The organism is Embleya sp. NPDC020630 (genome assembly GCF_044334985.1).
Lineage (GTDB): Bacteria > Actinomycetota > Actinomycetes > Streptomycetales > Streptomycetaceae > Embleya.
The window spans coordinates 26,547-49,725 of record NZ_JBIRUB010000013.1 but is presented as its reverse complement, the minus strand read 5'-3'; the positions used below and the strand labels follow the sequence as shown (position 1 = coordinate 49,725).

General features: G+C 71.7%; 23 protein-coding genes. 13 read left to right on the top strand and 10 right to left on the bottom strand.

What is annotated here, in order from left to right; genetic code table 11:
* The first annotated feature begins 48 nt into the window (after nucleotides 1–48).
* Nucleotides 49–1,482 carry a pyridoxal phosphate-dependent decarboxylase family protein gene (locus ACH4XV_RS33870; protein WP_395796156.1) on the top strand — a complete coding sequence of 478 codons (1,434 nt, stop codon included), beginning with the start codon at nucleotides 49–51 and terminating at the stop codon, nucleotides 1,480–1,482.
* Nucleotides 1,483–1,800: 318 nt separating this feature from the next.
* Nucleotides 1,801–2,055: an acyl carrier protein gene (locus ACH4XV_RS33865; RefSeq protein ID WP_395796155.1), complete on the top strand. Its 255-nt coding sequence runs from the start codon at nucleotides 1,801–1,803 to the stop codon at nucleotides 2,053–2,055.
* Nucleotides 2,056–2,094: 39 nt separating this feature from the next.
* Here the strand turns inward: ACH4XV_RS33865 and ACH4XV_RS33860 are convergent, their stop codons facing one another.
* Together ACH4XV_RS33860 and ACH4XV_RS33855 are read right to left on the bottom strand one after the other, a co-directional pair.
* Nucleotides 2,095–2,985 (bottom strand): alpha/beta fold hydrolase, encoded by an 891-nt coding sequence (locus tag ACH4XV_RS33860; protein WP_395796154.1) that lies wholly within the window; start codon nucleotides 2,983–2,985, stop codon nucleotides 2,095–2,097.
* Nucleotides 2,986–3,052: 67 nt separating this feature from the next.
* The gene (locus tag ACH4XV_RS33855) at nucleotides 3,053–3,412 is read right to left on the bottom strand and encodes a transposase (RefSeq protein ID WP_395796153.1); all 360 of its coding nucleotides are present in this window, start codon (nucleotides 3,410–3,412) and stop codon (nucleotides 3,053–3,055) included.
* 171 nt (nucleotides 3,413–3,583) lie between these two features.
* On the opposite strand from ACH4XV_RS33855, the gene ACH4XV_RS33850 reads away from it, so the two are divergent.
* Nucleotides 3,584–3,979, top strand: a complete 396-nt coding sequence (locus tag ACH4XV_RS33850) for a Rid family hydrolase (RefSeq protein ID WP_395796152.1) — start codon at nucleotides 3,584–3,586, stop codon at nucleotides 3,977–3,979.
* Between the two features lie 62 nt (nucleotides 3,980–4,041).
* On the opposite strand, the gene ACH4XV_RS33845 is transcribed toward ACH4XV_RS33850, so the two are convergent.
* On the bottom strand, nucleotides 4,042–5,322 hold the full coding sequence (locus ACH4XV_RS33845) for a hypothetical protein (protein ID WP_395796151.1): 1,281 nt from the start codon (nucleotides 5,320–5,322) through the stop codon (nucleotides 4,042–4,044).
* A 293-nt stretch (nucleotides 5,323–5,615) separates the two neighbouring features.
* Nucleotides 5,616–5,846, bottom strand: coding sequence for a hypothetical protein (locus ACH4XV_RS33840; protein ID WP_395796150.1), 231 nt, complete (start codon nucleotides 5,844–5,846; stop codon nucleotides 5,616–5,618).
* Nucleotides 5,847–5,921: 75 nt separating this feature from the next.
* Between ACH4XV_RS33840 and ACH4XV_RS33835 the strand changes: the two genes are divergently transcribed.
* Entirely contained in the window at nucleotides 5,922–6,134 is a 213-nt protein-coding gene (locus ACH4XV_RS33835; protein WP_395796149.1) for a hypothetical protein, read from the top strand.
* Nucleotides 6,135–6,316: 182 nt separating this feature from the next.
* The gene (locus ACH4XV_RS33830) at nucleotides 6,317–7,555 is read left to right on the top strand and encodes a porin PorA family protein (protein WP_395796148.1); all 1,239 of its coding nucleotides are present in this window, start codon (nucleotides 6,317–6,319) and stop codon (nucleotides 7,553–7,555) included.
* A gap of 72 nt (nucleotides 7,556–7,627) precedes the next feature.
* Here ACH4XV_RS33830 and ACH4XV_RS33825 read toward each other — a convergent pair whose 3' ends face one another.
* Nucleotides 7,628–8,518: a LysR family transcriptional regulator gene (locus ACH4XV_RS33825; protein ID WP_395796147.1), complete on the bottom strand. Its 891-nt coding sequence runs from the start codon at nucleotides 8,516–8,518 to the stop codon at nucleotides 7,628–7,630.
* 84 nt (nucleotides 8,519–8,602) lie between these two features.
* Between ACH4XV_RS33825 and ACH4XV_RS33820 the strand changes: the two genes are divergently transcribed.
* The 7 genes from ACH4XV_RS33820 to ACH4XV_RS33790 all read left to right on the top strand — a co-directional run bounded on the left by ACH4XV_RS33820 (nucleotide 8,603) and on the right by ACH4XV_RS33790 (nucleotide 16,311).
* Nucleotides 8,603–9,625: a threonine/serine dehydratase gene (locus tag ACH4XV_RS33820; protein WP_395796146.1), complete on the top strand. Its 1,023-nt coding sequence runs from the start codon at nucleotides 8,603–8,605 to the stop codon at nucleotides 9,623–9,625.
* A gap of 304 nt (nucleotides 9,626–9,929) precedes the next feature.
* The gene (locus ACH4XV_RS33815; protein ID WP_078979967.1) at nucleotides 9,930–10,601 is read left to right on the top strand and encodes a FadR/GntR family transcriptional regulator; all 672 of its coding nucleotides are present in this window, start codon (nucleotides 9,930–9,932) and stop codon (nucleotides 10,599–10,601) included.
* Nucleotides 10,602–11,029: 428 nt separating this feature from the next.
* Nucleotides 11,030–12,421, top strand: a complete 1,392-nt coding sequence (locus ACH4XV_RS33810) for an L-fuconate dehydratase (RefSeq protein WP_395796145.1) — start codon at nucleotides 11,030–11,032, stop codon at nucleotides 12,419–12,421.
* Nucleotides 12,418–13,176 (top strand): SDR family NAD(P)-dependent oxidoreductase, encoded by a 759-nt coding sequence (locus tag ACH4XV_RS33805; RefSeq protein ID WP_395796144.1) that lies wholly within the window; start codon nucleotides 12,418–12,420, stop codon nucleotides 13,174–13,176. The genes ACH4XV_RS33810 and ACH4XV_RS33805 overlap by 4 nt, the downstream gene beginning before the upstream one ends.
* Before the next feature lie 320 nt (nucleotides 13,177–13,496).
* Nucleotides 13,497–14,438, top strand: a complete 942-nt coding sequence (locus ACH4XV_RS33800) for an aldo/keto reductase (RefSeq protein ID WP_395796143.1) — start codon at nucleotides 13,497–13,499, stop codon at nucleotides 14,436–14,438.
* Between the two features lie 268 nt (nucleotides 14,439–14,706).
* On the top strand, nucleotides 14,707–15,447 hold the full coding sequence (locus tag ACH4XV_RS33795) for an SDR family NAD(P)-dependent oxidoreductase (protein WP_395796142.1): 741 nt from the start codon (nucleotides 14,707–14,709) through the stop codon (nucleotides 15,445–15,447).
* A 258-nt stretch (nucleotides 15,448–15,705) separates the two neighbouring features.
* Nucleotides 15,706–16,311, top strand: coding sequence for a short chain dehydrogenase (locus ACH4XV_RS33790; RefSeq protein WP_395796141.1), 606 nt, complete (start codon nucleotides 15,706–15,708; stop codon nucleotides 16,309–16,311).
* Nucleotides 16,312–16,465: 154 nt separating this feature from the next.
* Here ACH4XV_RS33790 and ACH4XV_RS33785 read toward each other — a convergent pair whose 3' ends face one another.
* Nucleotides 16,466–17,125, bottom strand: a complete 660-nt coding sequence (locus ACH4XV_RS33785; protein ID WP_395796140.1) for a hemerythrin domain-containing protein — start codon at nucleotides 17,123–17,125, stop codon at nucleotides 16,466–16,468.
* Nucleotides 17,126–17,415: 290 nt separating this feature from the next.
* Between ACH4XV_RS33785 and ACH4XV_RS33780 the strand changes: the two genes are divergently transcribed.
* Nucleotides 17,416–17,703, top strand: a complete 288-nt coding sequence (locus tag ACH4XV_RS33780) for a hypothetical protein (RefSeq protein WP_395796139.1) — start codon at nucleotides 17,416–17,418, stop codon at nucleotides 17,701–17,703.
* Between the two features lie 62 nt (nucleotides 17,704–17,765).
* Here ACH4XV_RS33780 and ACH4XV_RS33775 read toward each other — a convergent pair whose 3' ends face one another.
* The 4 genes from ACH4XV_RS33775 to ACH4XV_RS33760 all read right to left on the bottom strand — a co-directional run bounded on the left by ACH4XV_RS33775 (nucleotide 17,766) and on the right by ACH4XV_RS33760 (nucleotide 22,630).
* Nucleotides 17,766–19,109 carry a hypothetical protein gene (locus ACH4XV_RS33775; RefSeq protein WP_395796138.1) on the bottom strand — a complete coding sequence of 448 codons (1,344 nt, stop codon included), beginning with the start codon at nucleotides 19,107–19,109 and terminating at the stop codon, nucleotides 17,766–17,768.
* A 79-nt stretch (nucleotides 19,110–19,188) separates the two neighbouring features.
* Nucleotides 19,189–20,511: a nucleotidyl transferase AbiEii/AbiGii toxin family protein gene (locus tag ACH4XV_RS33770; protein ID WP_395796137.1), complete on the bottom strand. Its 1,323-nt coding sequence runs from the start codon at nucleotides 20,509–20,511 to the stop codon at nucleotides 19,189–19,191.
* Between the two features lie 47 nt (nucleotides 20,512–20,558).
* Nucleotides 20,559–21,104 carry a GNAT family N-acetyltransferase gene (locus ACH4XV_RS33765; protein ID WP_395796136.1) on the bottom strand — a complete coding sequence of 182 codons (546 nt, stop codon included), beginning with the start codon at nucleotides 21,102–21,104 and terminating at the stop codon, nucleotides 20,559–20,561.
* A gap of 89 nt (nucleotides 21,105–21,193) precedes the next feature.
* Nucleotides 21,194–22,630 carry a GuaB1 family IMP dehydrogenase-related protein gene (locus ACH4XV_RS33760; RefSeq protein ID WP_395796135.1) on the bottom strand — a complete coding sequence of 479 codons (1,437 nt, stop codon included), beginning with the start codon at nucleotides 22,628–22,630 and terminating at the stop codon, nucleotides 21,194–21,196.
* Nucleotides 22,631–23,179: the final 549 nt, after the last annotated feature.

Below are 23,179 nucleotides of genomic sequence, written 5' to 3'. Positions count from 1 at the left end.
GGATCGGGTCGTGATCGGTCGCATCGAGGGAACGATCGGGAGGCACGAATGGGCACTTTCGCGGACGGGCGGCCGGCGGCCGAGGTACTGGCGGAGTTGACCTCACTGCACGCCGGTGACGAGCCCGGGCGCGGGCGGCCCGGGGTGGCCAACACCTTCGACTCGGGTTCGGCCTCGGTCGAGGACGTCGCGGTCCGCGCGTTCGAGCTGTATCTGCACGTCAACGGCCTGTACCCGACCTCCTTCCCGAGCGTGGCCACGCTGGAGCACGAGGTCGTCGCGATCGTCGGCGAGCAGCTGCACGCCCCACCGGGCGCCGCCGGGAGCTGGACCAGCGGCGGCACCGAGAGCTGCCTGCTCGCGGCGAAGGCGGCCCGGGACGCGCGCCCCGGCGTGGGCCGCCCGCGCATCGTGTTCGCCCGTTCGGCGCACGCGGCCTGGGCCAAGGCGGCCGGGTACTTCGGCCTCGACCCCGTCATCGTGGACATCGACCCCGTCACGATGACCGCCGACGTCGCCGCGATCGAGCGGGCGATCGACGACGACACCGTCCTGGTGGTCGCCTCGGCGCCCTCCTACGGCCACGGCGTCGTCGACCCCATCCCCGAGATCGCCGCGATCTGCGCCCGGCGCGGCGTGCGCTGCCACGTGGACGCGTGCATCGGCGGCTGGGTGCTGCCGTTCGCCGAACAACTCGGACACCCCGTCCCGGCCTGGGACTTCCGCGTCCCCGGCGTGGATTCGATCTCGGTGGACCTGCACAAGTACGGCTACACGCCGAAGGGTTGCTCGATCCTGCTGTACCGCACCGCGGCGCTGCGCCGGACCCAGTACTTCGTCGGGTCCGACTGGACCGGCTATCCGGTGGTCAATCCCACCATGCAGAGTTCGAAGTCGGGCGGGCTGATCGCCGCCGCGTGGGCGGTGCTGCGCCACCTCGGGGCGGACGGATACCGGGAGTTGGTCACGCGCACACTGGCCGCCATCCGCGAACTGGTCGACGGCGTCGGGGAGATCCCGGAACTGCGCGTCCTGGGCACTCCCGCCGCCAGTCTGGTCGCGGTGACCACGAACGGCGTCGACTTCTTCGCCTTCCTGGACGAACTGGAGCGCCTGGGTTGGGCCGTGCAGCCCCAGTTGTCGCAGCCGAACGTACCGCCGACGATCCATCTGACCATGACCGCGACCCACGGCCCCCACGTCCCGGATCTGCTCCACGCGCTCCGCACCGCCGCCCGCACCGCGGCAGGCCGCGAACCGCTGCCCACCGCCGAGCAGTTGCGTGCGGTAGACCGGCTCACCGCGCTCGCCGCCGCCGACGGCGGGTTGTCGCCCGACGCGCTGACCGAACTCATGGTCGAGACCGGCCTGTTGACCGACGGCCGGTTCGCCCCGGTACACGCGCTCCTGGACCACCTGCCGCCCGCGCTGCGCGAGGCCGTGTTACTCGCCTTCTTCGAGGGCCTCAACCCGCCCCTGTAGGCCCGGCCCGGCACCCGGCGCGGCACCCGTCCGGCACCCGCCCGCCACGCCCGGCCGAACCGCCCCCGGCCTGGTCGTCACGGCGATTCGCCATGCTTCGCCACCCGCGACGCGCCGATTGTGTCCTACCGCCGGAACCTGAGCGCCGACTAGCGTTTCCCCCGGTACGACAGAAGCCGATGCCGTCGATCGGCCGCCTCGGGCCCCGGTCGACGGGCCGGCCCGGAACATCCTCGCCGTCGGCCGCCACGCCCGTGTCCGTGTACCGCCCCCTCTCCCCGTCCGGGACGCATCCATGACCCGCCAAGGAGCCACGCCATGTCCGTGAACGCCGCTCTTCTGGAGGAGATCATCGATCAGACCGCCCGACTCATCTCCCTCGACGTGACCCGGATCGACCCCGACGACACCTTCGCCGAACTGGGCGTGGACGCGACCCTCGCGGTCGAGTTCGCGGACGTGCTCGGCAAGCGGTACGGCATCTCCGTCGCGCCGGCGGCGATCCTGGCACGGGTCACGCCCAGTGGCCTGGCCGAGTTCGTCGACCAGGTGCGCGCGGGCGGTACGGCCTGATCGCGGAGCGCGCGACCGGCGATCACCCGCCGCCGGCGATCACCTACCGCGCTCGGCCCGTGCGGACACGCCGTTGCGTCCGGACAGGAAGGCCCGGAGCACGGCCAGGGACCGTTCCGGCGCCTCCTGAAAGGCTCCGTGACCGGCGTCGGGCAGTACGTGCAGCCGGGTCTCGGCATTGACCAGACCGGCCGCCAGGCGCCGCGCCGCGCTCGCGGTGGTCACCGGGTCGTACTGGCCGGCCAGGACCAGCGTCGGGCAGGTGACCGCGTCGAGCCCGATCCACTCCTCGAAGTGGTCGGCGAGGTGGTACCGGAACCGCTCCACGACATCGTGGTTCCACCGGATCCGGCGCGTGCGATCCGCGGCGTCGGGGTCGCCGTCCGGACGTCGCGAGTACAGGGGTACGCAGTCCCGCTCCCAGTCCCGCCGTATCTCGTCGGAACGCTCGCCCTGCCAGTAGCGACGGGCGGTCTCCCGTACCCGCGCGCCACCGAGGCGCTCGAACACGTCGAGTCGCTCGTCGGTACGGCCGGGCAACACGCTGTCCAGTACGAGCCGGCCGATCCGCCCCGGATGCCGAATGGCCGCGGTGAGCGCAACCCGCCCGCCGCTCGCGGTACCCACCAGGATCGGCGCGGGAATGTCCACGATGTCACAGAACGCGACCACGTCGTCGGCCCAGCGTTCCCACGTCCACAACGCGGGATCGCCCCGCTCGGACCGCCCGCTGCCCCGCTGGTCGAGGTAGACGACCTGGGCGAACCGCGCGGCGGCGTACATCGCGGGCTTGAACGTGGAGTGGTCGGCGCCGGGACCACCGTGCAGCAGCACCAGGGTCGGCCGCTCGACCATGATCGGGCCGTACGGAACGACTTTCGGACCATCAACATCGAAATAGAGCCGGATGTCACCTATGGACACACGCATGTCAACATCGTGACAGAGCAGACGCACATCGGCCGGACGCCGATGCGCGCGGCCACGGCCCCGGGCATCACGACACCGCCGACTCGTCCCCCCGCGCACCGGCCGCCCGGGCCCCGAGCGCCGCGTCGACCTCGATCAGCCAGTCCAGATTGCCGTTCGGGTCGGGGCAGTGTTGGAGCCGGGTCAGGATGCGATGCCAGGTGCCGTCGTTGCCCCACACGGTGTACCGGTGATACACGGTCCGCCACGGCCCGAACCGCTCCGGCAGTTCCCACCACGCACACCGGCGCTCGTGTTTCCAGGCCACCGCGTCGATCACGGCCCGCCGATCGAGCGACCGGCCGCCCCGCCGCCGCCGCGCCCGTTCCGGCAGCAGAGGCTCCACCAGCGCCCACTGACCATCCGTCAGCCCATCCCAACGACCCACACCCCACCAACGACGCACCCACCCATCCGACACGGGACCGATGTGGGGATCTCGGACGGGGCGGCGTGTTCGGTGGGGGCGGGCAGGGAAGTTGGTTAGAGTCGATGAGGCAACTTGCGCCATTTTGCCAGCTTTTGCCAATCTCCAGGCTCATGGGCGAAGGATGATGCGATGCACAGGCAGGACATCGGACCTCGAATGTTCGGCGATCGACTCGGCTACAACCGGGCCGTCTCGGTGGACCGCCCCGATCGATGGCTGGTGTTGGCCGGTCACGAATCCCGCGGGCCCGACGGCGCGATCGTGCATGTACGGGATCTGCGCGGCCAGATCGAGACCACCTTCGACCGCATCGCCGAAACACTGGACGAGGCCGGCTTCACCTTCACGGACGTCGTGCAACTGCGCTACTTCGCGCTCGACGTCGCCGCCGTCACCAGCCACTTCGACGTGATCACCGCGCGCCTGGAACGAGAGAACTGCCGCCCGGCCACGGTCCTGGTCGGCGTCACCGCCCTCTCCCACCCGGACATGCTGATCGAAATCGAGGGCCTGGCCGTCCGGTAGCGCCGGGGTCGGCCCGGGAGCCGAACGGCTCCCGGACCGATCCCGCCCGCCGTCGTTCACCATCACCCGTACAGGACGCCCGCCTCCTCGAAGTCGGCGACACCCTCGGCCGCCCGACCCACCGTGGCCAGCAGCAGGGCATGGTCGGTGAGGGCACGGACCAGCAACGGCATGCCGGCATCCGGATCGGCGACGGCGAACGCCCGCGCGTGGTCGACTGCCTTGGCGAAGGCCGGCAACAACCGATCGATCACGTCCGCCCGGGGCATGTACGCGAACGTGGCCCGGACGTTGAGCCGACGTTCGAGCACCAGGCGTTCGGCGGCGCCGGCGGTCGGGGCGTCGAGCGCGCCACGAAGCGCGGTTTCGGCGTGGACGTACCGTTCCAGGCGCGTCGGCGACCAGTGGTCGCGAGTCGTGGCGTGCGCGACATCCGCCGGCTCGTCGGCGGCGCCGAAGACGGCCAGGTGGTGGGCGAGTTCGTCGTGGCGCAGGCCGTGCACCGAACCACGGAACGACCCACGGACAGGACCCCGGACCGGGCCCTGATCGACACCTCGGCGGTACACCTCGACGGCACGCGCGAACACCGCCCGCCCCTCCGCGCGCCGTTGCGCGGCAGCAAGGATGTGGGCGCCGTAGAGCAGGATCGGCACCCGACGGTCGTGCGGCATGGCGTCGACGGCGACGGCGAGGCCGCTGCCGTTGCCGCCGCCGTCGCTGCCGCCGAGCAGTGGGGCGTACACCTCCGCCGCCTCGGCAAAGCGGCCGCGCGTGGCGAGGTGGCCCGCGTAGGCGGTGACATACCAGTGCCGGTCGGCCGTCAACCGGTAGTCCCGCCGCAGCCCGGCGGTGACCGCGACCGCCTCGGCGAACAACGGCTCGGCCTCGTCGTCCCGTCCGTCCTCGACCAGTCCGACGGCGAGTGCCAGGATCGCCTCGGCCAGGGCCCAGCGGTCACCCCCTCCGGCACGGGCGAGCGCGACGAGTTCGCGTCGGACGGCAAGTGCCTCCCGCCGCCGCCCGTAGCGGTACAGCGCCCATTGGTGGGTGGCCTGCATCCCCCGCAACACCGCATCCCGGTCCCGGTGTTCGGCCGGGTCCAGCCCCCGGCACAACTCGATCGCCTCGGTCAGCCGCCCGAGGGTGAGACCCATGTCGGCCCCGTGCCGGGCGAAGACGTGCCCGGTCGTGTGCAACGCCACGGCCAACCGTCGCGCGTAGTGCCGCGGCCCGTCGACCTCCCCCAACACCCGGTAGATCCCGACCAATCGCTCCGCCGACAACCGCCCGACGTCGAACAGCGCGACTCGCGCACGAGCCACCACATCGGCATTCGCCACATGCACCCCTGTAATTCGTGTCCACCCCGTCGCGCCACTCGGCACGACGCCACAACGCACCCCGGACACGCGCATGCCGTCGGAACCCCCGGACTCCCCCGGCGGCTCGATCGATCCGACATGTACGCACACCCGATGCCGCGCCCGTCCCCGGCGGCCCGTTGTCGCGGAACCGTACAGCGAGCGATGCGCCTTCAGGCTGTACGCAAATTCCCATAAGGTAAGGGCGTATCAACCTCCAGGCCCCGGTCCCGAGACTCCGGTCCTCGGCTCTCGACCGGTAGCCGGCGGCGTCAGGGCACCTGGCGGAGATAGAGAGCGCCGCACGTGTGGCAGACGGGGTGGATGGTGCCCCATTCGAGATCCGACCTGGTTTCTGCGTGCGGTCGGAGGGCGCGACCACACAGGGCGTCGGTGCCGGCGTTGCGGATCATGTGCCAGAGCTTGACCGGAGCGGCGGTGTCATCCCCGGCGGCCCCGACGGATTCGACGTATTCGGCGCACAGTTCGTAGACCACGAGCATGATCGCATCACCTCTGCTGGGCTCGGTCGGATGAGACATCACGCCCTTTCGTCCACTTTTGCACACAGTGACCCGGTGGACGACCAAGAGCTGTTCATGTTTCCGATGGGGTGTCAAAAAAGGCCCCTGACCTGGGACTTGCATGGCGAGCTGCAACAGAAGCTGCATGAAGGCATGTTCGGGGAATTGCAGCGACACTCACAACGCACACTGCGACGACACACGCAGCGGCACTCGCAACGCCGCCCGCAACGGCAACGGCGGCTCGACGACCGCCGGTTCAAGTGAGACGCAACAGCTCGTACGCCCGATATACCACGAACCAACCGTACTGAGGTGGGAATCGTGGTATCTGGCGCAATCCGTTGCGAATCCTGGTGGGGTACGGGCCAACAGGTCGCGTGCGCCGACGCGACGGGGGGACATCCGGCCCTCCCGGGGCCATCTGGCGACCTGCGGAGGCTGGTCTGATGAGAAAGACGTCCTGGTATCTCGGTGCCGCCGCCACATTGCTGGTGACGGCGAGTGCGGTGACCCGGTTCGCCGTGCTGCCCGCCGTACACCAGGTGCCCGACGACGCCGACTTCACGATGCACTTCGCCGGCAGCATGACCATGTTGGATCCCCAGGCACTGCAGGCGGGCAATCTGTCCGGGGCCATCGTGCGCGACCTGCCGGTGAAGGTGGACCGGCACGTGCACGCCGTGCACACCTCCGGTTCGACGATCGTGCTGAGCGACCGGACCACGGTGTCCGGTCCGCGGAAGCAGATCCTGACCGACGTGGACAACCGCTGGGCGGTGGACCGCAAGACGCTGCTGGAGCGGTCCATCCCCAAGGGTGTCCGCGCCAATCCGCACAAGGGTCTGACCGCGGGCTTCCCGTTGGAGCCGAAGAAGAAGAACTATCCGTTCTGGGACTCGCCGACCCAGACGACCGTCCCGGCCACGTACATCCGCACCGAACAACGCGCCGGCCGCGAGACGTACGTGTTCTCGATCCGCACGAGCGGTCCGCTCGCCGATCCGGACACGCTGCGCTCGCTGCCGCCCGCGATGCCCAAGGCGGCCGTGCAGGGCCTGGCCGGCGTCGCGTTCCCGAATCGGCCCGCCGATCCGACCGGCGGGGCCGATCCCACACCCCTCGCGTACACGTCGACCACCGACCTCACCGGCTGGGTCGACAGCGAAACGGGCACCACGGTGGACCTCGAATCCACCCAGTCGGTCACCGCGACCGCCGTGACCGCGAATGGCACCCCGACCGAGGTCTTCCCGGTGGTGCGGCTCAACATGACCACCACGCCGGCCTCGCGCGCGGAGTTGGCCGACACAGCCGCCGACGGCGCGCAGGCCCTGTGGCTGCTCGGCGTCGTGGGTCCGCTGGTCGCGCTGCTCCTCGGCCTGGCGCTGCTCGGCTTGGCCGTGTACCTCGAATTCCGGGCCCGGCGGTCGCAGCCCGACCCGGCCGTCCCGGGGCCGCGCACCGAGGCCGACGCCGCTCCCGAGCCGTCACCGGATCCGGCGCCGATTGGGGCCGCATCCGGGACCGCGGCCGGGACCGCAGCCGGAACCACGGAGTCGATCACGAAGGCGGACACCAACACCGCCTCGTCCGTCCCGGCTGCCGGTTCCCATGCCGATGCGGATGCCGATTCCGGCTCGGATGCCGAAACCAACCACAAAACCAACAACGCCTCGACCACCTGAACCACGCCCCCCGCAAGCGGCCCGACCTCGGGGAACCCCACCCCGGCGGCCGGGCCGCCCCCGTCCCATCCATCACCCCTCGGCCAACGCCCCCGCCGCCGCGCGGCCAAGCTCCGCAAGCAACGCGGCCGTGGGCGCCGGGTCGGGCGCGGCGCCGTGTACCGCCGCGTCCACCAGGCGTACCTGATCGGCCAGCCGCACCGTCCGCACCGCCGCGTTGCGCTGCGCGGCCAGGGCCAGGCCCGGCAGCGTGGTGACCCCGAGGCCGGCGGCGACCAGGGCTTGGACGGCGACGTAGTCGTCGGTGGTGAACGCGATGTCGGGGACGAATCCGGCCGCCGCGCACGAGCGGACCAGCTGCGTACGGCAACATTCGCAGCCCGTGATCCAGCGCCGCTCGGCGTGGTCCGCGACCCGGTCACCGGCCACGTCGAGCGGCGTGACCAAATGAATCGGCTCGACCAGCAGCCGAGTGCGGCGCAGCCCGTCGTCGTCCGCCGACACCGTGCCCGGATGCGTGAACAGCACCGCCACGTCCACCTCGCCGGCCCGCAACAGCCGTACCGCGTCCGGCGGTTCGGCCTCGATGAGGCGCAGTTCGACACCCGGGTGGGCGGCGTCGAACGCGGCGGCGGCGCGCGGGACGAAGGTGCCGAGCGCGGAGGGGAACGCGGCCAGGCGCACCCGGCCCGCGCGCAGCCCGGTGTGGGCGGCCAACTCCGCCTCGGCCGCGTCGAGCCGTCCCAGGATCTCCTCGGCCCGCTCGGCCAGCATGTGCCCGGCGTCGGTCAACCGGATTCCGCGCCCGACCCGCTGGATCAGCCGACTGCCGGTCTCCGCCTCCAGGCGCGACAGGTGATGGCTGATCGAGGGCTGCGCGTATCCGAGCGCCCGAGCCGCGTCGGTGACCGACCCGTACCGGGCGACGGCGGCGAGCACACGCAGTCGGGTGACGTCGAGCATGCGGCCAATATATCGATGCCATCGATGGATGACCCATAAAAATGGCATTGGACCAATGAATCGGCAGCACCGGAGGATGGCCCCATGACAGCCGACCCGACCGCTCCCCCTCCGGCCCTCACTCCCCAGCCCAGGCCCACACCCGCGCCCACGCCGTCCTTCGCCGACATCCTCAGCGCCCGCGATCTCCTCGCCGGCCATCTCCCACCGACCCCGATGTGGTCCTATCCCGCGCTCGACGCGGCCACCGGCGCCGAGGTGTACGTCAAACACGAGAACGTGCAGCCGGTCGGCGCCTTCAAGGTGCGGGGCGGCCTGACCCTGCTCGCCGGCCTGGACGCGGCCGAACGGGCCCGCGGCCTCGTCACCTACTCGACGGGCAATCACGCGCAGTCGATCGCGTACGCGTGTGCCGCCTTCGGCGTGACCGGCACCGTGGTGATGCCCGCCGGCGCGAACCCGGCCAAGGTGCGGGCGGTGCGCGCGCTCGGGGCGAGCGTGGTGCTGCACGGCGCGGACATGGCCGGCGCACAGGGGCGGGCCGAGCAGTACGCGGACGAGACCGGCGCCCTCCTCGTCAGCCCCGGCGACACCCCGGCCCTGGTCGCCGGTGTCGGCACCGCGTACCTGGAGATCTGTACCGCCCGGCCAGACCTGGATGCGATCGTGGTCCCGATCGGCAGTGGCACCGGTGCCGCGGCCGCCGTCCTCGTGGCCGCCGAACTCGCCCCGAACTGCCGGGTGATCGGCGTACAGTCCGCCGCCGCGCCGGCCGCGCACGACTCCTGGCGCGCCGGCACGTGCGTCACGCGCGCCAACACCACCGTTGTGGACGGGTTGGCCACGGGCCGCGGATTCGCCCTGCCACAAAGGCTGTTGCGGCAGGGTCTGGCCGACTTCCTCCTGGTCTCCGACGCGGATATCGCCGTCGCCCAGCGGCTGTTCGCCACCCACGCCCACACCCTGGCCGAGGGCGCGGGGGCTGCGGCGCTGGCCGCCGTACTGACCCATCCGGCCGAGTTCGCGGGGCGTCGGATCGCGGTGATGTGCTCCGGGGGCAATGCGTCGCCGGCAGAGATAGCGGCGCTCGGCGAACGGCACGATTGAGCGGTCCCGGACGCCGGGATTACGGCGACGCGATCTACGGGACCCGCCTGCGGAGTACGCCGGAAGATCGGACGGCTGACGGGGTCCCCGCGCGGTACACCCTCCCGGATGGCGACCGGATCGCGACGCTGCCGCCCATAGCACCCGGTTTCCCCGCTTCGGTGATGCCGCGGATCAGCCCCGCACCCCACCCAATTCGACCCTCCCCGGTCCCGCTCCCGCGCGTGCCGGCGGGCGGCCCTGTCCATGTACGGGCCGACCCGCCATACTGGGGAGTCATCGGATCTCTGGAAGGGTCATCGGCGTGGCGGTCACAGACGAAGCCATCGACAAGATCAAGGGCATGATCGTCTCCGGAGAGCTTCAGCCGGGCGAGAAGCTGCCCAAGGAGGCCGACCTGGCCGCGAAGCTCGGCCTGTCCCGGAATTCGCTGCGCGAGGCGGTCAAGGCGCTGTCGCTGATCCAGATCCTCGACGTGCGCCAGGGCGACGGCACCTACGTGACGAGCCTGGAGCCCAATCTGCTCCTCGGCGCGATCTCCTTCGTGGTCGACTTCCACCACGACAAGAGCGTGCTCGACTTTCTCCAGGTACGCCGGATCCTGGAACCGGCGGCGACCGCGCTGGCCGCCGAGCGGATCGACGCGGAGGGCATCGCGAAGCTGCGGGCGCTCGCGGACGCGCCGAGTCCGGACGCGGGGCACGAGGCGCTGATCGAGCAGGATCTGCGCTTCCATCACGAAATCGCCGTGTTCAGCGGCAACCAGGTGTTGTGCTCGCTCCTCGAGACGTTGTCGAGCCCTACCACACGTGCCCGGATCTGGCGCGGACTGACCGAGGACGACTCGTGGCTGCGCACGATCCGTGAGCACCACTCGATCGTGGACGCCCTGGAGAACCACGACGCGGCGGCGGCGCACGCGTGGTCGACGGTGCACACGAGCGGGGTCGAGCAGTGGTTGCGGCGCATGGCCTGAGTTCCGGAGGCGCGGACATCCTGCGGGCGGTCGGCGGGGCGGTCGGTCGGTCGGCGAAGCAGCGGGACGAGGTGGCCGGGTTCGGGGTGCGCCGGGCGGGCCGGATGCGCCGGGGCCGCGTCGAGCCGTGTCCGGCCGGGTGTCGGCCGGGCGCCGACCAGGCGTCGATGCGGGAGGTGGCGGGTCATTCGGAGCGATCGGCACGTTTGCCCTCCCGACGAGCACCATTGACCCGATGTATCAGACCACTTCAAGGATAATTGCAGCGTAAACCCGGCATTTCTCGGCCAGCCCTCCGATGAATCGTAGACGAGCGACCGGAAACGGGGTATACATCGGATGTCTGATCGTCCTTCACCCCGCTCGGGCGCATTCCCGTTCCCGTGTTCGGCGATCGGGTCGCACGGTCGAGAACCGAGGAGTCGCACGTGATCCCGCACCACTCCGATGATCCGCCCCGGCGGGTCGCCGGCGCCGTCCCCCGCGTCACCGAACTCGTCACCGCGGACATCCGCTTTCCCACCTCGCGGGAACTGGACGGCTCCGATGCGATGAACCCCGACCCGGACTACTCGGCCGCGTACGTGATCCTGCGTACCGACGCGGGCGACGGGCACGAGGGCCACGGGTTCGCGTTCACCATCGGGCGTGGCAACGATGTGCAGGTCGCCGCGATCGAGACGCTGCGTCCGTATGTGGTCGGCCGGCCCCTCGACGAACTCCTGGACGATCTGGGTGAGTTCTCGCGCGGTCTGATCGGTGACAGCCAACTGCGGTGGCTCGGACCGGAGAAGGGCGTCATGCACATGGCCATCTCGGCCGTGGTCAACGCCGCCTGGGATCTCAAGGCCAAGCGCGCCGGGCAACCGCTGTGGCAGCTGCTGGCCGAGATGAGCCCGGAACGGATCGTCGATCTGGTCGACTTCCGCTACCTGGGCGACGCGCTCACGCGCGAGGAGGCGCTGGAGATCCTGCGCCGTGCCGTGCCCGGTCGGGCCGAGCGGGCCGAGACGTTGCGGGCGCAGGGCTATCCCGCCTACACCACGTCGCCCGGCTGGCTGGGCTACGACGATGACAAGCTCGCCCGGCTGTGCCGCGAGGCGGTGGCCGACGGCTTCGGTCAGATCAAGCTGAAGGTCGGCGCGGACGTCGAGGACGACGTCCGTCGGTTGCGGATCGCCCGTGCGACGGTGGGGCCGGACATCCGTATCGCGGTGGACGCCAACCAGCGCTGGGAGGTGGCGGAGGCGATCTCCTGGATGAGCCGGCTCGCCGAGTTCGACCCGCACTGGATCGAGGAGCCCACCAGTCCCGACGAGGTCCTCGGCCATGCCGCGATCCGCGCGGCGATCGCCCCGGTCAAGGTCGCCACCGGTGAACACGTACAGAACCGGATCGTGTTCAAGCAGTTGCTCCAGGCCGGGGCGATCGACTTCCTGCAGCTCGACGCGTGTCGGGTCGGCGGGGTCAACGAGAACATCGCCATCCTGCTGCTGGCCGCCAAGTTCGGCGTGCCGGTCTGCCCGCACGCGGGCGGGGTGGGGCTGTGCGAACTGGTCCGGCACCTCTCGATGTTCGACTACGTCGCGGTCAGCGGCACGCTCCAGGACCGGGTCATCGAGTACGTCGACCACCTGCACGAGCACTTCGTCGACCCGGTGGTGATCGAGCGCGGGGCCTACCGCGCGCCCACCGCGCCCGGCTTCTCCGCGACGATGCACCCCGCGTCGATCGACACCTACCGCTACCCGGACGGCCTGTTCTGGATCGCCGACCGGGCGGCCGAACTCGCCGAAACCCATGTCGGAGCCGCCTCGTGAGCACCCATCGGGAATTCGCCGGCCTGCGGGCCCTGGTCACGGGCGGCGCGTCCGGCATCGGCCTGGCCACCGCGCGCCTGCTCGCCGCGCGCGGGGCGGCCGTCGCCGTCCTGGATCGCGACCTCACCGGCCTGCCGGGCGAACTCGCGGGCCACACCGCCGACGTCACCGACGACGCGTCGGTGGTCCGCGCCGTCGAGGCGGTCGGCGTGGCGCTCGGCGGGCTGGACATCCTGGTCAACAACGCCGGCATCGGCGCAGCGGGGACCGTCGCGGACAACGACGACGCGGAATGGCACCGGGTCCTGGACGTCAACGTGCTCGGCCTGGTGCGGGTCACGCGCGCGTGCCTGCCGTATCTGCGGGCTTCCGCGCATGCGGCGATCGTCAACACGTGCTCGATCGCGGCGACGGCGGGGTTGCCGCAGCGGGCGCTGTACTCGGCGTCCAAGGGCGCGGTACAGGCGCTGACGCTGGCGATGGCGGCCGACCACGTGCGGGAGGGCATTCGGGTCAACTGCGTCAATCCCGGTACGGCCGACACGCCGTGGGTGGGGCGGTTGTTGTCCGCCGCGGCGGACCCCGACGGGGAGCGGGCGGCGCTCAACGCCCGGCAGCCGCTGGGGCGGTTGGTCAGCGCGGAGGAGGTCGCCTACGCGATCTGCACGCTGGCCAGCCCACTCGCTTCCGCGACGACCGGGGCGGCGGTGGCGGTGGATGGCGGTATGCAAGGTTTGCGGTTGCGGCCGTCGTGAACTCGGCCTGTGGTCGGGGGTTGTCCTCAAACGCCGGACGGGCTGTCGCCGCGCTCGGAACGGGCGAGGATCCCGCACGGGCCTGCGGCCGGCTTTTTGTCCTCAAACGCCGGACGGGCTGAAATGGTTGCCTCACCCCCGGCGCGAGGCGAGGCATCCGGCAGCTGAAGTGATTGGCTCGCTCTCGGAGCCGGGCGAGGCGCGCGGCACCGGCCTGCGGACTGGGCTTCGGCCGGCGCAGGTTTGCGGGGTGGTTTGGGCTCGGGTGGTGTGGGTGGATTGGGTTGGCGGGGGTGGGTTTGGAACGGGAGGTGATGGTTGTGAAGTGGCGTGTGGTTGGTGGGACCGATGTGTTGGTGAGTGAAGTGGGGCTCGGGGCGGCGCCGTTGGGGAATCTTGGGGCGCCGATCGACGATGAGACGGCCGGCGCGGTCGTGGATGCCGCCTGGCGGGACGGGATTCGGTACTTCGATACCGCGCCGCATTACGGCGTCGGATTGTCCGAGTCCCGACTCGGGGACGCGTTGCGTGGGCGGCCGCGTGGTGAGTTCACCGTCTCGACCAAGGTTGGTCGGCTCCTTGTGGACGACCCCGACGCGCCCACCGCCGGAGAGGGGTTCGTCGACACGCCCGCGCGGCGTCGAGTACGCGACTACTCGGCGGACGGTGTGCGGCGCAGCATCGAGGCGAGCCTGGACCGGCTCGGGCTGGACCGGATCGACATCGTGCTGATCCACGATCCGGACGAGCACTGGGCCGAGGCCGTCGGCGCGGCGTATCCCGCCCTCGCCGAACTGCGCACCCAGGGCGTGATCGGCGCGATCGGCGTCGGCATGAACCAGAGCGCGATGCCCGCCCGGTTCGTGGCCGAGACCGACCTCGACTGCGTCATGCTCGCCGGCCGCTACACCCTCCTCGACCGCACCGGCGCCGACCTGCTCGACCTGTGCGCCCGCCGAGGCGTCTCCGTGCTGGGCGCCGGCGTCTACAACAGCGGCCTCCTCGCCAACCCTCGCCCGGGTGCCACCTACGACTACGCGCCCGCCGACGCCGAGCTGCTGGCGCGGGCGTTGCGGCTGCGCGACCTCTGCGAGGCGTACGACGTACCGCTGCGCGCCGCGGCCCTGCGCTTCGTCGCGGCACACCCGGCGGTGGCCACCATCGTGGTCGGCGCCCGGAGCGCGGCCCAGATCACGGACACCGTCGCCCTCGCCGCCGAACGTATCCCCGACGAACTGTGGGAGGAACTGGCCGTCGTGTGAGGGAAGTTCGGATCGTCAGCGGACCTACCAACGGCGGACCGAGCTTCGATGGAGGCCCCTCGGACACAGATGGCGGCTCTCTCGACACGGCCTCGACACCGAGGCTGGTCAACGGCGTCACCCACCGGCCGCCTCGCCGCCGCAGAGGAGATGGCGCAGCTCATCGATGGGGGCGTGATCAAACACGTCTGACCCCGGTCGTCGCGGGCGAAATGCCAGGGCGGTTTTCCGCCGGCTCCGCGGAGGGGGGTCGGCCAGGCTTGGGGACATGAACGAGATCCAAGGAAAAATCGCATTGGTCACCGGTGGCAGCCGAGGCATCGGGGCCGCGTCGGTGCGGGCGCTGGCCGCGCACGGAGCCGACGTGGCGTTCACCTACCGGTCCGATGTCGACGCGGCGGCCGGTGTGGTGGAGCAGGTGAAGGCGCTGGGACGACGGGCGTTGGCGATCCGCGCCGACGGCGTGGACACGGACGCGGTGGTCGCGGCCGTGGACGAGACGGCCGCCACGTTCGGCCGGTTGGACATCCTCCTGAACAACGCGGCGGTGTTCCGGCTCGGCCCGATCGAGGAGTTGGGCGCGGCCGAGCTGAACGAGACGCTCGCGGCCAACGTGAGTGCCCCGTACCTGGCTTCGCGTGCGGCGGCCGGACACATGGTCGACGGCGGCCGGATCATCACCATCGGCAGCAACGTCGCCGGGCGCACCCTCTTCCCGGGCTTCACCCTGTACACGCTGAGCAAGGCCGCGGTGGTCGGCATGACCAAGGGCCTGGCCCGGGACCTGGGTCCGCGCGGGATCACGGTCAATGTCATCCAGCCCGGCCCGACCGACACCGACCTCAACCCCGCCGACGGCCCGAACGCCGAGGGCGTGCGCGGCCACACCGCACTCGGGCGCTTCGCGTCCACGGACGAGATAGCCCGCACCGTCGTGTACCTGGCCGGTCCGGGTGGCGACTACATCACCGGCACCGCGATCGAAGTGGACGGGGGGTTCAACATCTGAGCGATGCCTCGTGACAGCCGGCCCGGGCCGCGCCCGGGCCGGCGTCGGTGAGCGCGTGCCGGAGGTGCGGGCAGTGGGTCAGGTCGTCGTGGGTGGACGCGGACCGCTCGTTCGTGGCCGTCCCGATGTTCGTCGCGGCCGGCACCCGCCCCTGAACCCTCGGACCTCCCGGGCCGGTCGTATCCGTCGTTTGCCCATCCCCGGCGAACCGGCGAGGATCACAGCGGTATTCGTTCGTATCCCACGTCGGAGGTCGTCGTGAAGGTCCTCGTGGTCGGTGCCACCGGCACTCTCGGTGCCGCAGTCACCACATTGCTCGCCACCCGACACGACGTGGTCACCGCGTCGCGGACGGGGCGCACCGACGTGGCGGTGGACATCACCGACCCGGCGTCGATCGCGGCGATGTACGAACGGGTCGGCCGCGTCGACGCGGTCGCCTGTACCGCCGGCAGTGTGCCGTTCAAGGAGATCGGCGACCTCTCGCGGGAGGACACCGTGAGCGCGGCGCTGGACAAGCTGCTCGGACAGATCGAACTGGTCCGTCGCGGCCTCGACGCGGTCGCGGACAACGGCTCGTTCACGCTGATCACCGGCATCCTGGCGGGCGAGCCGGTCCGCACCGGATCGATGTCCTCGATGGCCAACGGCGGCGTCGACGCGTTCGTTCGGGGCGCGGCCGTCGAACTCCCGCGCGAGTTGCGGATCAACTCGGTCAGCCCGACGGTGTTCACCGAATCCGCCGAGGCATACGACGCGATCTTTCCCGGTTTTCCGCCGGTCGACGTGTCCGCCGCAGCACTCGCCTACCGACGCTCGATCGAGGGCGTACAGACGGGGCAGACGTTCCGCGTGGGCTGGTAGCCGACGGGCGCGGCGCGTACGACGGTCCGGGGACCGCTGGGGTTGGTGTACCGCACTGGACGGGTGGGGTCCGGATCGCCGCCGTGATCCGGACCGCACCCGGCCGGGGCGGTATGGGTCTCGGGGGGGCTGCGGCACCGGTGCGGGGTCTGGGTCATGCGGCGGTGGAGCCGTTCTTCGGGCCCCAGATGTCGCGGGCGGCGTAGGCCGGCTTCCATTCGGCGTGGTAGGCGGCGCGGACCGGTTCGGGCAGCACGCCGAGGGCGATCGCGATGTGTTCGTCGCTCGCACCCTGGAGGAGCCAGGGGAGGTATTCGGGGGTACCCGGCCCGATCCGTACCTGGTGCTCGGCGCCGAATCGCTGGAGCAGTTCGGGTGTGCAGTGCTCGTCGACGATCGCCAGGGCCTCGTCCTCCTCGTGCGTGAGGTGTCCGCCGAGGCCGCCGACCAGGCGCTCGACGATCATCGCCAGGCGTTCCGGACCGCCCTCACGGTCGGCCAGCGCGGCGTCGACGGCGTTCAGACCTGGGTCGACGATCGCGTGCTCCGCCTCCATCGCTTCGATCACCGCGAGCTGGTTCGGCAGGTTCTGGGTGGCCGGCCGGATCGCGGGCCACAACACGTCGTCCTCGGCGCCGTGGTGCACGTGCAGGTACCGCTTGAACAGCTCCCAGCCGACCGACGCCTGGAGGATCACCCGGGGATCGTCCGTGGCCTCGGCGGTGATCCGCGCGATCTGTTCCAGTTGGCGACGAAGCGCATCGTGGAAGATGAACATCATCGACATATCGTTCTTGAAGGACTTGCCGGTCATGCTGTGCTCCGATTCGCGATCTGCCGACCTCGGCTGCGGCGCGCGGCGATGCACGGTCCCGCGGCGTTGCCGCCGGGTGCCGTCGCCGGTCCGATCGGCTCGTTGTCGTCGGCTCGTGGTCGGCGGCTCGTTGCCGCCCGACACCTCACTGACGGATGCGAATCGGGGAATGTGACCGATCACGGCCGGATATTTTCCGGGGTCTCGGACAGGGCAGGAGGCGGGGGGCCGGACGGGGCAGTGGGCCGGTCGGGGCGGGTGGTGTCCGTCCTGTCGGACATCATGGGGGGATGAACACACACCGCCCACGAGGCACCTGCGGAGTGTGCGGGCGTCGGGTCGCGGTGACCGAGACGCACGCGGTCTGGCGCCACGACGATCCCGGACACGTGCGGGCCGGCGACGCGCCGATCTCCTGCCGGGGGTCCTGGACGCCCGCCGCCGAGCGGGCGCACGGCCTGCTCGACGGGCACGAGCAGCTCGTCCTGCTCGGCGCCGAGACGGAAGCGGAGCGGGATCGGGAGGAGTCGGACGGCGAGCCGACGGCCGTCTCCGCCGGGCACTCGTCCGGTCGGTGAGACGATGCGGGCCGGACGCCGGTGGGCGGTCGGCGGCCCACCCGAGCCGGGCCGGTCGTCGATCAGCCGACCGCCCCCGCCCGATCCCCGGTCACCGCGCCTGCGGTGGCCAGGAGTTCCGGGATGGTGCCGGCGAAGTCCGGGAACAGCCGCAGCGCGACGATCCACGCCTCCACGTCCGCCCCCAGATAGCGGTCGGCCAGCAGGTACGCCCGGGCACGTGGCGCGCCGGATGCCCAACGGGCAGGGGACGTACGTCCGTCGGTGCCGGCGAGGATCGACAACGCCACCGCCGCCGGGCGGGCGTGGTCCAGTACGTCGGCGCCCGTCAGTCGGCCGGCGACCAGTGCCGCGTGCAGCCACGGTCGGTCGTCGCGGCTCGACCGCGGCAGCCCCTCGGCCAGCAGCGCGATCAGCAACTCGCGGGGGCAGTCGGGTAGTTCGGCCAGCCGCGCATGCAGCGCGGCGGGCAGCGGGGTGGTTCGGTGCGCCCGGATCAGCTCCGGCCACGGGATCGTGCCGCCGTCGTCGAGGATCCCGTCGACCCGGTCGGGCTGCTCGGAGTCGTCGCCGGCGCACAGGAACTCCACGATGCGCTCCGGGACTTCCGACTCGGCCAAGCGCGCGTCGAGGACGGCGCGGCCGTCATGGCGACCCAGGGCCTGCTCGATCTCGGCTCGCGCCTCGGTCGGGAAGTGGGCCTCGGCGAGTATCCGGCGCACCTCGTCCCGGCCGTGCCGCGCCCAGACCCCGAGGATCAGCCGCAGTCGGCCCGCCTCGGTGCGCAGCGGCAGGCGGTTGACCACGATCCGGGCCACCTCGGCGTCGCCCGAGGCCATCCCGGCGGCGAGCCACCGGGCGCAGCGGCCCAGTTCGGCCGCCCACAGCAGGTCGGTGAGCGCCGTGGGCACCGGGCCGACCGTACCGTCGCGACGCACACCCGCGAGCAGCCGGGCGCGTTCCGTGCGGTCCAGGACCGGTCCGGCGAACAGGCGGGCGTCGACGAGCGGGTCGTCCAGGTCGAGGAGCGCGTTCAGTTCCTCGGCGGTGAGGTCGGTCCGGGCGGCCCGAGCGAGGGGATCGTGCGACGCGGGGTCGGCGGGGGCGGGGATGGATGGGGCGGCCGGGTCGGCTGGAGCGGCCGGGTCGGCGAAGCCCGTCGGCGCGAACAGGCGCACGACGGCCGGATCCGACCGGCTCGCGCGCGCCTCGACGGCTTCGACGGCCTCCATCAACACCGGATCGTCCCCGGCCCGGACCGCGTCGGCCAACGCCCCGGGAACACTGGGCAAGGAGCGCAGTGCCGCGCCCAGTTCGTCCCCGAGCCGATCGACGAGCACGGGCACGATGGCGGCATCCGCCAGCGTGAAGACGGCCTTGACCACGGATGGTTCGATGGTACTCACCGATGGTCCTTCCTGAACGGTGACCCGAGCGATTCGACAATCGGACGGGCGGACGGGCAGCCTGGGGATACTCGGCCGGTCAGACCCCTTCCCGCAGTGCCTCCAACGCGTTGCGCACGACGTCCGGATTACGCTCGTAGTAGCCGAGTTGGCTCGACCCGTACGGCAGTTCCGCCACATACGCGGCCGCCGCCTGTTCCGGTGTGCAGCGCTCGGGGCCGACCACCTCGCGGATCACCACGATGCTCTCGGTCAGGCCGAGGGCGCGGCTGCGCAGCCACCCGGCCAGCGCCGGCATCCCGCCGTGTGCCGCCTCGCGCCGGCCGTCCGGGAGCAGCGGCGCGAGCCACCGCAGTCGCCAGGCGTAGCCGTCGACGGCCGGCCCGTCCGCCTCCTCGGCGAAGACCGGGGCCAGCGCGGTGAGCAGGCGCTCCATGAACTCCTCGGTCGAGCCGCCGAGATGCGGGTATTCCTTGGCGAACTCGCTCCAGTCGGGGTCCTGGTCGACCAGCGCGCCGCGCCCCACCCGCCGGCCGGCCCAGTGCGGTTCCGCCGCGACCAGGGTGGTGTGCAGCAGTTCGGCGCGCAGCGGCGTCGACTCGGCGAGCAGGACCGCGTCGTACAGGTCCTTGCCCTGCGGATAGGCGTCGGCGATCAGCCACAACAACTTCCAGGCCAGGGACTGCTCGCGGGTGGCGGCCAAAAGCCGGTGCCCGCCCGTGCCGTCGTGCCGGGGCACCTCGGTGTACGCGGCCGGCGAGGGCAGCGTCTCGGAGAAGACGAAGTCGAGTTGCACCGTCCCGGACGGCAGGCCGTCGGCCTGCCAGGGCAGCACCAGCCGTCGGCCCGGGACACGGTCGTAGGTCCAGATCTCGTCGTCGACCGCGCCGGCCGCGTCGATCCGCACCTCGCCCGCCGCGCGCGCGTGCGCCTCGGCGGCGCGCCCGATCCCGGCCAACATCCGCTCCGTGCGCGGCTCGGCCAGTTCCCAGGTGGCCGGGGCCACCACGAAGTCCAGGTCGCCGGGTTCCCGGGCGGCGTCGCCGTACCAGGCGCGGAGCAGCATGCTGCCGCGCAGCACCAGGTGTTCGGCCCACCGGGATTCCGCGATCGCGGCGAGCACGTGGTCGATCGCGCGGCGGCGTGCGGTGTGCCAGCGTTCGGCGGCCTCGGGCGCGGTGAACTGCGGCTCCCCGGCCCGCATCGCGCTGGCGTACTGCTTCAACGCCGGGTCGAACACGGCGCGTTGCACCAGGCCGGGGCCGGTCGCCGCCAGCAGTGTGCGGGGCAACTCCTGTTGTTCCCGATCCTGTTCGCTCGGCGGCCCCTGCGGGAGCGCCAACCGCTCGTCCCACGGCCCCCACCCGAGGTTGTACCAGTTGTCGTCCCGGTCGCTGGTCATGCCCGCTCCCCCTCGTCGTCTCCGCCGCCGCGCCCCCGTCCGTGTACTCAGGCCGGATCGGCCGGCTCCGGCACCCCGTCGACGGTGAGGTTTTTGGCGTACCAGATCTCCGCGTATCGGCAATTGTTGTGCGCCGGCACCTCGACGTAGCCGGTCCTGGTGTACAGGGTGCGCGCCTCGATCAGGTCCAGCCGGGTGTCGAGCATGATGCGTTCGGCGCCCAGCGCCCGCGCGGCGTCGTCCACGGCGGCCATCAGGCGTCGGCCGCCGCCGGTGCCGCGCACGTCGGGGCGGACGAAGACGCGGGTGAGTTCGGCGGCGCCGTCGGCGCGCAGCCGCACTCCGGCGCAGGCGGCCGGTTCGTCGCCGTACCGGCCGACCAGGAACACTCCGGCGGGCGGCACGAGATCGTCGTGCGTGGTCTCGGCGAGGCCCGCCTCGATCTCGGCGGGGGTGGAGTCGCGGCCCTCGTGCAACCGGTAGTAGCGGTCGCTGACCTCGACGTAGTACGCGCGATGCAGCGCGAGTGCCTCGGGCGCGTCGACCGGGGTGGGCACGATCGTCCAGGTTCCGGTGCGGGTGGCGTGCGTCATGACAAGAGTGTCACCCGGCCGTCAATCCGTTTCGTACGGAGGGTGCCTCGGCGGCGCGCTCCCGGGCGGAGGTTCGCGCCGCCGACGGCTCACCAGCTCTCGGGCAGCGGTTTGCCCTCCGCGTAGCCCGCCGGGCTCTGCACGCCCAGGATCGCGCGCTCGTGGAATTCGGCGAGGTTGCGGGCGCCCGCGTAGGTGCAGGCGCTGCGCACGCCCGCGCCGATCGAGTCCATCAGGTCCTCGACGCCCGGGCGGACCGGGTCCAGGTACATCCGCGAGGACGAGATGCCCTCCTCGAACAGCGCCTTGCGGGCCCGGTCGAAGGCGGATTCGGTGGCGGTGCGCAGGCGGACCGCGCGGGCCGAGGCCATGCCGAAGCTCTCCTTGTACAGCCGACCCTCGCCGTCGCGGTACGCGTCCCCTGGTGATTCGTAGGTGGCCGCGAACCACGAGCCGACCATCACGTTCGAGGCCCCGGCGGCCAGCGCCAGGGCCACGTCGCGCGGATACCGGACGCCGCCGTCGGCCCACACGTGTCGCCCCGACCGCGCCGCCTCGGCGGCACATTCGGCGACGGCGGAGAACTGCGGGCGGCCGACGCCGGTCATCATCCGCGTGGTGCACATCGCGCCGGGCCCGACGCCGACCTTGACGATGTCGGCGCCCGCGTCGATCAGGTCGCGCACGCCCGCCACGGTGACCACGTTGCCCGCGACGATCGGTACGGGCGGGTCGAGCGCCCGTACCGCGCGCAGCGCCTTGAGCATCTGCTCCTGGTGACCGTGTGCGGTGTCCAGGACGAGCGTGTCCACGCCCGCCTCGATCAGGCTCGCCGCCTTGTGCGCCACGTCGTTGGTGATGCCGATCGCGGCGGCCACCCGCAGCCGGCCCGCGGCGTCCACGGCCGGCGTGTACAAGGTCGAGCGCAGCGCGCCGGTGCGGGTGAGTACGGCGACCAGTCGGCCGTCGACATCCACGATCGGCGCGAGCTTGTGCCGGCCCTCGTGCAGCCGGTCGAACGCCTCGCGCGGGTCGACCCCGTCGGGCAGCGTGAGCAGTTCGGTGGACATCACCCGCGCGAGCTGCGCGAAGCGGTCCACCCCCAGGCAGTCCGCCTCGGCCACGATCCCCACCGGCCGACCGCCCTCGGTCACCACGACCGCCCCGTGCGCCCGCTTGGGAAGCAGGTTCATCGCCTCGCCGACGGTGTCGGTGGGCGACATCGTGATGGGGGTGTCGTACACGAGGTGGCGTTGCTTGACCCAGCCGGTCACCTCGGCGACCACGTCGACCGGGATGTCCTGCGGAATCACCGCGAGCCCACCACGCCGCGCAATGGTCTCGGCCATCCGCCGCCCGGCCACGGCGGTCATATTGGCCACCACCACGGGAATGGTGGTCCCGGTCCCATCGGAGGTGGTCAGGTCCACATCGAGCCGCGACCCCACACCGGATCGCGACGGAACGAGGAAGACGTCACTGTAGGTGAGGTCATGGGGCGGAAGCTGATCGTGGAGAAATCTCATGCCGCGGAACGTACCCACCCCGACGACGGATATCGATCTTCACAACGGACTGCCGTTGACCACTGGGGGGTTGGGGGGTGGGGGCGGGCATTGAGGGTTTGGCCGCGGGGGGCTCCTGGGGCGGGGCCGGTCCGGGTCGGCGAATTGGCCGCCGCCGGCGTGCGGGGCTCCGAGACGGACAGCCCCGCACCGGCCCACGTCACCGAAAGCGCAACGCCCGCCGGAAACGCCCGACCCACTCGGCAAGACCACCCGGCGGACTCGACCCGAGCGCCCTCCTGCTCCCCGCTGCCGGCCGGTTTTCCGCCGACCAACATGCCCGCTTCGTCGGGAACTTCGAGTCTCGGAGCCCCGCACGCCGGCGGCGGCCCACCCGCCGACTCAGACCAGCCCCGCACCAGCCACCCGCAACCAACAGCGCAACGCCCGCCGGAAACACCCGACTCAGTCGGAAAGGCCACCCGGGGAACCCGACCCGACAGCCTCCCTGCCCCTGCTGCCGGCCGGTTTTCGATGAGCAACACACCCGCCTCGTCGGGAACCCTCCGC

Excerpts from the sequence above, each read along its gene's own strand:
- ACH4XV_RS33860 (WP_395796154.1), bottom strand. The coding sequence starts at position 2,985 with ATGCGTGTGTCCATAGGTGACATCCGGCTCTATTTCGATGTTGATGGT.
- ACH4XV_RS33780 (WP_395796139.1), top strand. The coding sequence starts at position 17,416 with ATGAACACACACCGCCCACGAGGCACCTGCGGAGTGTGCGGGCGTCGG.
- ACH4XV_RS33870 (WP_395796156.1), top strand. The coding sequence starts at position 49 with ATGGGCACTTTCGCGGACGGGCGGCCGGCGGCCGAGGTACTGGCGGAG.
- ACH4XV_RS33820 (WP_395796146.1), top strand. The coding sequence starts at position 8,603 with ATGACAGCCGACCCGACCGCTCCCCCTCCGGCCCTCACTCCCCAGCCC.
- ACH4XV_RS33840 (WP_395796150.1), bottom strand. The coding sequence starts at position 5,846 with ATGCTCGTGGTCTACGAACTGTGCGCCGAATACGTCGAATCCGTCGGG.
- ACH4XV_RS33770 (WP_395796137.1), bottom strand. The coding sequence starts at position 20,511 with ATGACCAGCGACCGGGACGACAACTGGTACAACCTCGGGTGGGGGCCG.
- ACH4XV_RS33760 (WP_395796135.1), bottom strand. The coding sequence starts at position 22,630 with ATGAGATTTCTCCACGATCAGCTTCCGCCCCATGACCTCACCTACAGT.
- ACH4XV_RS33850 (WP_395796152.1), top strand. The coding sequence starts at position 3,584 with ATGCACAGGCAGGACATCGGACCTCGAATGTTCGGCGATCGACTCGGC.
- ACH4XV_RS33865 (WP_395796155.1), top strand. The coding sequence starts at position 1,801 with ATGTCCGTGAACGCCGCTCTTCTGGAGGAGATCATCGATCAGACCGCC.
- ACH4XV_RS33830 (WP_395796148.1), top strand. The coding sequence starts at position 6,317 with ATGAGAAAGACGTCCTGGTATCTCGGTGCCGCCGCCACATTGCTGGTG.
- ACH4XV_RS33825 (WP_395796147.1), bottom strand. The coding sequence starts at position 8,518 with ATGCTCGACGTCACCCGACTGCGTGTGCTCGCCGCCGTCGCCCGGTAC.
- ACH4XV_RS33785 (WP_395796140.1), bottom strand. The coding sequence starts at position 17,125 with ATGACCGGCAAGTCCTTCAAGAACGATATGTCGATGATGTTCATCTTC.
- ACH4XV_RS33795 (WP_395796142.1), top strand. The coding sequence starts at position 14,707 with ATGAACGAGATCCAAGGAAAAATCGCATTGGTCACCGGTGGCAGCCGA.
- ACH4XV_RS33765 (WP_395796136.1), bottom strand. The coding sequence starts at position 21,104 with ATGACGCACGCCACCCGCACCGGAACCTGGACGATCGTGCCCACCCCG.